The 9,046-nt window shown below is 39.6% G+C and carries 5 protein-coding genes and 1 pseudogene; all 6 read left to right on the forward strand.

The window, feature by feature from the left end; all coding sequences use genetic code 11:
- Positions 1-391 (forward strand): LPXTG cell wall anchor domain-containing protein (locus HMPREF0849_RS08605; protein WP_009013747.1); only part of this gene is annotated, 391 nt, incomplete at its 5' end.
- Positions 392-524: 133 nt separating this feature from the next.
- Positions 525-1,052, forward strand: coding sequence for an FUSC family protein (locus tag HMPREF0849_RS08610; RefSeq protein ID WP_000119887.1), 528 nt, complete (start codon positions 525-527; stop codon positions 1,050-1,052).
- A 76-nt stretch (positions 1,053-1,128) separates the two neighbouring features.
- Positions 1,129-1,485 carry a transcriptional repressor GlnR gene (gene glnR, locus HMPREF0849_RS08615; RefSeq protein WP_000664333.1) on the forward strand — a complete coding sequence of 119 codons (357 nt, stop codon included), beginning with the start codon at positions 1,129-1,131 and terminating at the stop codon, positions 1,483-1,485.
- A gap of 38 nt (positions 1,486-1,523) precedes the next feature.
- Entirely contained in the window at positions 1,524-2,870 is a 1,347-nt protein-coding gene (glnA, locus tag HMPREF0849_RS08620; RefSeq protein WP_001122885.1) for a type I glutamate--ammonia ligase, read from the forward strand.
- A 392-nt stretch (positions 2,871-3,262) separates the two neighbouring features.
- Positions 3,263-3,850 (forward strand): TlpA family protein disulfide reductase, encoded by a 588-nt coding sequence (locus HMPREF0849_RS08625; RefSeq protein ID WP_001168152.1) that lies wholly within the window; start codon positions 3,263-3,265, stop codon positions 3,848-3,850.
- A gap of 61 nt (positions 3,851-3,911) precedes the next feature.
- Positions 3,912-9,046: pseudogene (gene padA / locus HMPREF0849_RS08630) on the forward strand (LPXTG-anchored isopeptide-forming adhesin PadA); the annotation flags it as partial.

The raw sequence follows: 9,046 nt of genomic DNA on the forward strand, positions 1-9,046 counted from the left end.
AACCGCTGAAACACAGGTTGAACATGATCAAGATAAGGGAATGCTTACAATTCGCTTCAAGGAAGAATTCCTTCAAGAGATTCAGTTGGATTCTCCATTCCAGGCTGAGACTTATATTCAAATGAAACGAATTGCTGTCGGAACCTTTGAAAATACCTATGTAAATACTGTGAACAAAGTTGCTTACGCTTCAAATACAGTTCGTACGACAACGCCAGAACCTAAGAAACCAGAGGAGCCAACGACTCCTACTCCAAATCCAAAAGGTAACCCTACTCTACCTCAAACAGGTACAAATGATTCAAGCTACATGCCATATCTTGGTCTAGCAGCTTTAGTAGGGGTTTTAGGACTTGGTCAGTTGAAACGTAAAGAAGACGAAAGCAAGTAAGCTCTAAAAGTTAAATAGAAAAGAGGAACTTTGTTTCCTCTTTTTTGTACCCCTAAATTAAAAACGCTTCCTATTGATTTTCACTCATAAAATCAACTAATTTATGTTAAAATGGTAGTAGAAAGTTGAGATTATGAGTTATTTTAAAAAATATAAATTTGATAAGTCACAGTTCAAGCTTGGTATGCGAACTTTCAAAACGGGGATTGCCGTATTTATAGTTCTCTTGATTTTTGGTTTTTTTGGCTGGAAGGGGCTTCAAATCGGAGCACTAACAGCGGTCTTCAGTTTACGAGAGAGCTTTGATAAGAGTGTCCATTTTGGAACTTCGCGTATCTTAGGAAATAGCATTGGCGGTTTTTACGCCCTTGTCTTTTTCCTCTTAAACACTTTATTTCATGGAGCCTTTTGGGTAACCTTACTAGTTGTTCCGATTTGCACCATGTTAACCATTATGACAAATGTCGCCATGAACAATAAGGCAGGAGTTATCGGTGGTGTGGCAGCTATGTTGATCATTACCCTATCAATACCGAGCGGAGAAACATTTTTGTACGTGTTTGCGCGCGTATTTGAAACATTTATGGGAGTTTTTGTCGCAATCCTTGTTAATTATGATATTGAGCAACTGAAACTCTTTTGGGAGAAAAAAAGAAAATAATGTTACATTTTATGACATTATTCATTGACGTATGTCTTTTTTTAGACTATAATAGACAGGAAGAAGGAAATTGTAAATGAAGGAAAGAGAATTTCGCCGAAATATGGCTGTTTTTCCTATCGGCAGTGTTATGAAATTGACCGATCTCTCGGCGCGTCAGATTCGTTATTATGAAGATCAAGAGTTGATCAAACCTGATCGAAACGAAGGGAACCGTCGCATGTATTCGTTGAATGACATGGATCGTCTGCTTGAAATCAAAGATTATATCTCTGAAGGTCATAATATTGCTGCGATTAAGAAAAAATATGCTGAACGCGAGGCGAAGTCCAAGAAAGCCGTGAGTCAGACGGAAGTGCGTCGTGCACTCCACAATGAACTCCTCCAGCAGGGGCGCTTTGCTTCAGTACGGTCACCCTTTGGTCGCGGTTAGGCAATCGCAAGTAGTCATATATATTAAGGAGAAAACCCATGCCAATCACAGCTGCAGATATTCGTCGTGAAGTCAAGGAAAAAAATGTTACCTTTATCCGTCTCATGTTTTCAGATATTCTGGGAACCATGAAAAACGTCGAAATTCCTGCTACAGATGAACAGTTAGATAAGGTCTTGTCAAACAAAGCCATGTTTGATGGCTCTTCTATTGAAGGTTTTGTACGTATCAATGAGTCAGATATGTACTTGTACCCAGACTTGGATACATGGACAGTCTTCCCTTGGGGAGATGAAAATGGAAGTGTTGCAGGTTTGATCTGTGATGTCTATACAACAGAAGGAGAACCCTTTGCAGGTGACCCACGTGGCAATCTGAAGCGTGCACTTCGTCATATGGAAGAAGTAGGATTCAAATCCTTCAACCTTGGTCCAGAACCAGAATTCTTCCTCTTTAAGCTGGATGAAAATGGGGATCCAACTCTTGAGGTAAATGACAAGGGTGGCTACTTTGATTTGGCGCCTACTGACCTTGCGGACAATACACGTCGTGAAATCGTGAATGTCTTGACCAAAATGGGATTTGAAGTTGAAGCGAGTCACCACGAGGTTGCGGTTGGACAACACGAGATTGACTTTAAGTACGATGAAGTTCTCCGTGCCTGCGATAAGATTCAAATCTTTAAGCTTGTTGTTAAAACCATTGCTCGCAAACATGGCCTTTACGCAACCTTTATGGCGAAACCGAAATTTGGTATTGCTGGATCAGGTATGCACTGTAATATGTCCTTGTTTGATGCAGAAGGAAACAATGCTTTCTTTGATCCAAATGATCCAAAAGGAATGCAGTTGTCTGAAACGGCCTACCATTTCCTTGGTGGTTTGATCAAACATGCTTACAACTATACTGCCATCATGAACCCAACGGTTAACTCATACAAACGTTTGGTTCCAGGTTATGAAGCGCCTGTTTACATTGCTTGGGCTGGTCGTAACCGTTCGCCACTTGTGCGCGTGCCGGCTTCACGTGGTATGGGAACTCGTCTTGAGTTGCGTTCAGTGGACCCAATGGCAAACCCATACATCGCTATGGCTGTTCTTTTGGAAGTTGGTTTGCATGGTATTGAAAACAAAATCGAAGCACCAGCTCCTATCGAAGAAAATATCTACATCATGACAGCAGAAGAGCGTAAGGAAGCTGGAATCACCGACCTTCCATCAACTCTTCATAACGCCTTGAAAGCTTTGACAGAAGATGAAGTGGTCAAGGCAGCCCTAGGTGAACACATCTACACTAGCTTCCTTGAAGCCAAACGTATCGAGTGGGCTAGCTATGCAACATTTGTTTCACAATGGGAAGTTGATAATTATCTTGATTTGTATTAAGAACATAAAAAAGATTATCTAATTGGATAATCTTTTTTATTTTTGCAATGTTATAAAAGTATTTTGATGCAAATTTTAGTATAGGTAATATAGGCAATTCATATTTCTTGCCTTGCTTACAATTATGCATCGGAAACGGGAATATTCTGACAAATCTCAGAAAACGAAATCAAGTTTATGATTAGAAAAACTGTACAATGATGGTATTTAATGGCGATTTTCTACTTTTAAAAAAAGTTTACTATTTGACAACGTATTGCTTGTATAAATGAATAGTAAATGATAAAATATCATTTGGAATGAATGAGTCGCAGTTTTTGTTTGATTGTATTAATATGTTATCTACTCAAGACTTATTCGTTGTATTTTACTATTAAAGGAAAGGAGATGTTATGCAAAAAGATAAGTGGTGGCTACCATTTTTAGCGGTGGGTGTCATCATAGGTTTAGCGGTGGGTTTACTTTATTACACCCGACCCACTAAGGATGGAGATATAGGTTCATCGTCAGTTTCGCAATCAACTTCTAGTGATAAGAACAATACGGCTTTGAGTTTAAAAGGTCAACAACTTCCAGAATTTAAAATGACCTCTCAAGATGGCAAATTGATTGCTATCTCGGAACTGTATGATAAACCTATGTTAGTTGTCGAATGGGCTAGTTGGTGTCCGCATTGCCAGAAACAACTACCCATTGTTCAGCAGATGTATGAAAAGTATGGAGATCAAATTCATTTTGTTCTTCTGAATATGAACGAACCAGGAAAAGAAACAAAGGAAACTGCTGATCAGTATATCAAAGAAAAAGGATATACTTTCCCCTATTATTATGACGAAGATCAGTCCGCAGCCGATCTTTTACAGGTTCAAACCATACCAAGTATGTATCTTGTGACAAAACAGCAACAGGTAAAGAATGTATTAGTAAATCATACCACTGCTGAAAATTTCTCGAAAGAGTTACAAGAATTGCTAAACTAACATACATTAATTTCGGGAAAAAGGAGGAAGAAGAAATCACAATAGGATTTCAGAGAAAATTATGAGAGATTTCATTAAAAAGGTCTCCATTCTGTTTACGATTCTGTTTCTCTCTGTGCCATTAGGATTAGCTAGTTTACGTTTCGGTCGTGGTGCGGCTGATGAAACTGAGGTAATTCGAGTAGGAGATAATACGGAAATTATCCAGAATGGATGTTATCGTAAGATAAAGAAATCGGACCAAACAAAGTGGACAGTTCCACGTAAACCGGTCGACTTAGTTATCCTTCAGGATGCGAGTGGATCGTTCAGGAACACCATTCCTAATGTCCAAAATGCCTTAAAAACATTGACAACATTTGTCAGTGAAGAAAATTATGATGAGAATAATCCTCGTTTGGTTAAGACTGATAACCCGGATACATCAGACCGAGTTATGATGGCAACCTTCCAAGGTGCGGATGGATACAACTATTACTACAATAATGATTTTACAGGTCGTAAAGATGTTGTTGGTGGTTGGGGAGCTGATTATGATTACAAATACAAGTCTAGCAACTTGTCTTCTGATCAAAATGATATCCATCAATTCATTGATAATATTAAGGTAGCAGGAGGAACACCAACCGTTCCAGCTATTGACGATGTCATTGCTCAATATAATCAAATAAAAGGGAATATGGCTAACGGTCGTAAGACCATCTTCCTTTTGATTACGGATGGTGTTGCTAATGGGAAACGTGACCCGGATGGTAAGGTTCGTCTAGAGTACAGTGATTATCGTAACAAAATTCTTTCACGTGCCTGGAATTTTAATGAGCTAACTGAAGCATCTCAAAACGTTTTAGGGCGTGTGGAAGAGGTTAAGGAAGCATCTACAAGACTTAAAAATGTTGTTGGTTCCGAAGGGACTGTAGTAGTAGGTTTCTGGGAAGACGTATCAATCTTTGAAAACTCTAAAGCTCAGTATTATGACACATATAGAGAAGGTTATTCAAAATATTTTAATATAGGAGATAACCGAAGTGTCCAAGATATCTTCCATGAAGCATTAGAGGGGATGGCTTCTCCAGCTAAAAATATTAATGGTAAGAATGTTTCCTTCTATGTTAATGAACAAAGCGATATCAATAAGTTCTCAAGTCGAGTTCTAGAATCTGTTGGAGCTGCGTTGATTAAGGAAGACATTAAAGGTGAGTTCACTGTTACACCTGGATATAAGGTGGATGCTGTTCGAATCAATGGCAAGACTGTTGTTGAAAAAGTCACAGACCCATCAAAACAAATTCGTGGTCGAATCAATCAAGAAGGCGACAATGTCACAATCTATGTACCCGATAGTGTCTTCAATCCAGGTAATAACAGTTTCGACTATGATTTGAGTAAGGAAGCACGTGCTCCTGAAACGAATGAAGAGGATGAAGTTGATCCGCCAGCTGATTATAAACCTGTAAAAGAAGAAGTTACAGTTCCTGAGTTGACTGGTGTCTTCAAGACGGGTGAGTTTAAAACTCAAAAAATCGGTGGACGTAATGAAAAAGTTGAAGTTCAAAAGCTCGAGTACTGTTACCCAAGTGTCACTAAGAAAATTACCGACGCAGATAAGAGAAATGACTTGGGAGAAATTGATGACCCGCTTGGTTTGACAAAGAAAAAAGCCTATTCTGCACAATTGTCAGACAAGGCAGAGGAGTTCACCTATACTCTTGATTACAACTTCAATAACGTAGCCTACGAATTTGAAAAGAACGTCATGTTGACAGACCCACTTGACTACCGTTTGGAAGTAGTTGAAAGTTCAGCTACTGGACCAAATGGAGAAAAATGGGCCACTCGTGTCGTGAAACAAAATGACGATCTTGGAAACGAACGTGATGTTGTTGTTGCTGATGTTCCTGCTAAAGGATCAAACTATAATTACTTGGTATTGAAGAAAGCTCAAATGACCATCAAGGTTCGTTTGAAAGAACAATACCGCAATAATCAAGCAAGTAAAGAATTTATGGCCCTTCTTCAGGATAATGATGGATTCGGTTTGCTGAACCAGGGTAATATCATGTGGAATGGTGATGACAATCAACCAAACCAAGATGCGCATGCCAAGACAGATACTAAACCAAGTACGATTCGCCGTTCAAATCCTGTTTATGTGAAACCACCAGTTGTAACAGAAATTACGAAGAAGGTCAATGATAAGGAACATGAAGATCTTAAGACAGAAGAACAACTCTTCGAGTACAAAGTGACTGTTCCATGGCCAGGCCTTGCAGATACATTCAGCCTTACAGATACAGTTGTTTCAGAGTTGGAAGTTCAGGCAGATAGCTTGAATGTAAAACTTGGTGAAAAAGATAATACTGAGTTGAAAACTGCTGCAAAAGTTGAAGGTCAAACTGTTTCACTGACTCTTGATAAAACTCAACTCGAAAAAATCTCACGTAAGGTAACGCGTCGTAAGACTAAAGATGTTCAATACCTTGAATTGACCTTCAAGGCTAAGATTCGTGCGGGTGCTGACCTTTCTAAATATAAGGAAGATGGTCAAATTAAAGTACCTAACACGGCAGATGTTGTCTTGAATGATATCAAGAAAACATCAAATAAAGTAACGGTTACACCACCAAAACCAAAAGAACCTTCTATTAATAAGAAGATTAATGAAAACTTGGATACATTCCAAACATTTGATGGACAACCATACAACTACAACATTACAACAGCAGTACCAAGTGATGTTGCAAATTACAAGAAATTTGTGATTCGTGATACACTAGATGCTAATTTGGAACTTGCAGGTGCCGTAAGTATTAAAGGTTCTGCAGCTGCCCTCTTTGATATCCGCACCAATGGCCAAGAGATTACGGCAACGGTGAAGGATGGTCAATTTGGTGAACTTGCAAAATACTCAACTGTTGAACTAGTCATTCCTGCAAAAGTTAAAAATGGTGTGACAGGCACAACCATTGAAAATAAGGCTTCTATTTCCTTTACAAATGAGAATAATGTAGAGAAAAAAGTTGAATCGAAACCTGTCACCGTAACGCCACCTCCTGTAACGAAGAAGATCAATGAAACTCTTGATCACTTAGATATCGCGACAGGTCAAGCGTATAACTACAACATTAAGACAAAACTTCCAACCGATATTACAGATTACAAGAAATTTGTGATTACAGATACACTTGAAGGAGATTTGTCAGTTATCAATGAAACTTCAAGCAAACCAGTTATCAAAGGAGCAGCTGCTGCCTTCTTCGATGTAACAGTTGAGGGTCAAACCGTGACTGCAACGATGAAGGACTTTGCGAACGCTACAGCTCTTGCTGGTCAAGAAGTGGAATTGATTATTCCAGCTAAGATCAATGATGGAGTGACTCGTATCAACATTCCAAATACTGCGAAGTTTAGCTTCACAGATAAGAACGATCATAGCGGAGAAAAAGAAACGAAACCTGTCACCGTAACCCCTCCATCAGAACCAGGTGTTGATAAGAAAATCAACGAAACACTGACAGAGGCAACAATCGGTGCGGAAACCGACTTTACTTATAATATCAAAGCGAAATTGCCAAATGATATTACAACGTACAAGTCCTTCGTTGTAACGGATACCTTGGATGAGAACTTGACTCCAGGTCAAGCTGAAATCAAGGGAGCTGCAGCGAAATTCTTCGATGTAACAGTTCAAGGTCAAACCGTGACTGCAACGATGAAAGATTTTGCGAATGCGGGTGACTACGGTAACCAAGAAGTAGAACTCGTGATTCATGCCAAAGTGAAGAAAGACTCAAAAGTTCCATCTATTGAGAACAAAGCTAAGATTACTTATACCAACAAGAATGACCAACAAGGTGAGAAAGAAACCAAGCCGGTCACTGTTACTCCACCACCAATCACTAAGAAGGTGAATGGTCAGGAACATGCAGATCTTGGTAAGTTATCAGAAGTCTTCACTTATACGATTGAGTCAACAGTTCCACATGTGGCAGATACCTTCACCATTTCAGATGATATCGTCAAAGAATTGGCATTTGAAGGGGAAGCAACTGTCACTGTTGACGGTCAAGCTGTTCAAGACCTCACTGTGAAAACAGAAGGTCAAACCTTGACAGTCACATTTGGAAAAGATCAAGTGAAACAATATGCTGGTAAAGCAGTCCAAGTTTCATTCAATGCCAAGATTAAAGACGGCATCACTTTCGATGCTCTCTTGACTGCTTATCCAAATGAAGCAAAAGACAAGCCAGTAGTACCAAATACTGCTAGCTACATCATTAATGACAATCCAGATTCTAAGAAAGAATCAAAACCAGTCACTGTCACTCCACCGCCAACAACAACTCCAGAGCTTAAGAAGGAAGTAAACGGAGCAGAACGTTACGATCTTGCAAAACGTAATGAAGAATTTACTTATACTTTGAAAACAACAATGCCTGCCAATGCAACTGTGTTTGAGATGGCAGACGAGTTGAAAGAAGTTCTAGAATTTGTTGGTGAGAATGCTTCAGCTACTGTTAAACTTGATGGTGAGGATGCAGGATCTAAGGCGACAGTAACAATTTCTGGCCAAGTGATCAAAGTTGCCTTTACAGAAGCTTCTGTAAAAGCAGATGCTGGTAAGTCTATTGAAGTGAATTTCAAGGCTAAGATTAGAGATAATGCAAACTTGTCTGCTTATGTAACCAAAGATGGTAAGACTGAAATTCCAAACAAGGCTTCTTACGACATCGATCACAATCCGAAATATCACAAGGACTCTAACGAAGTCCCAGTAACGCCTCCAACACCAGAAGAGCCAGAAATCAAGAAAGATGTGAACGGCAAAGAAGCTGAAACTCTTGACAAACGCGATCAAGTCTTCACTTACAACGTGAAAACAACAGTAGCGCAAGATGCGACAGCCTTCGCAGTCACAGATACACTAGTAGACGTTCTTGAATTCGCAGGAACTTCAAGTGCTAAATTGAATGGTCAAGCGCTTGAGGCTAGCCAAATCAAGGTAGAAGGTCAAACGATTACCTTGACGCTTACAGAAGAGCAAGTCAAAGCCAATGGCGGTCAAGCAGTTGAATTAACATTCGACGCGAAGATCAAAGCCGGCGCGAACTTGTCAGCGTATGTGAAGGAAGACGGTCATACACAGATTCCGAATAAGGCTTCTTATGACGCAAGCTTCCCACACAAACCAGGAGTGCA

Source organism: Streptococcus sp. C300, from assembly GCF_000187645.1.
GTDB lineage: Bacteria > Bacillota > Bacilli > Lactobacillales > Streptococcaceae > Streptococcus > Streptococcus oralis_CQ.